The organism is Acinetobacter sp. NIPH 1852 (assembly GCF_022549455.1).
In the GTDB taxonomy this organism is placed as follows: domain Bacteria; phylum Pseudomonadota; class Gammaproteobacteria; order Pseudomonadales; family Moraxellaceae; genus Acinetobacter.
Genome location: NZ_JAKZGG010000051.1, coordinates 1 through 620 on the forward strand (window position 1 = coordinate 1; position 620 = coordinate 620).

Annotated in this window: 1 pseudogene; it reads left to right on the forward strand. The window is 48.2% G+C overall.

Features of this window, described 5'->3' with window-relative positions:
• Nucleotides 1-193 precede the first annotated feature (193 nt).
• A pseudogene (locus tag MMO38_RS16515) lies at nt 194-620 on the forward strand (Ig-like domain-containing protein); the annotation flags it as partial.

The following is a 620-nucleotide window of genomic DNA, read 5'->3' on the forward strand; positions in this document are numbered from 1 at the left end:
GACAGCGACTCAGACAGCGATTCTGACTCTGATAGCGACAGCGACTCTGACTCTGATAGCGACAGCGACTCAGACAGCGATTCCGATTCTGATAGCGACAGTGACTCAGACAGCGATTCTGACTCTGATAGCGACAGCGACTCAGACAGCGATTCTGACTCTGATAGCGACAGTGACTCAGACAGCGATTCTGACTCTGATAGCGACAGCGACTCAGACAGCGATTCTGACTCTGATAGCGACAGCGACTCAGACAGCGATTCTGACATTGAAGTCACACTTGAAACGAGCTTGACAAATGACAGCACGCCAGAGTTAACAGGTACTGTAAGTAGTCCGACAGCAACTATCGTGGTCACCATTGATGGTGTTGATTATGAAGCTGTGAATAATGGCGATGGTACATGGACACTTGCTGACAATGTTGTTGCAGAATTAGCAGACGGTGATTATGAAGTTACAGTCACTGCAACAGATGCAGAGGGGAATGAAGGTACAACGACTGGTATATTAACAGTCGATACCACAGCCCCAGTGGTAACGCTTGATGAAGTGGTCACCAACGACAACACACCTGAATTGACAGGTACAGTTGATGATCCAGAAGCGACAGTGGTTGT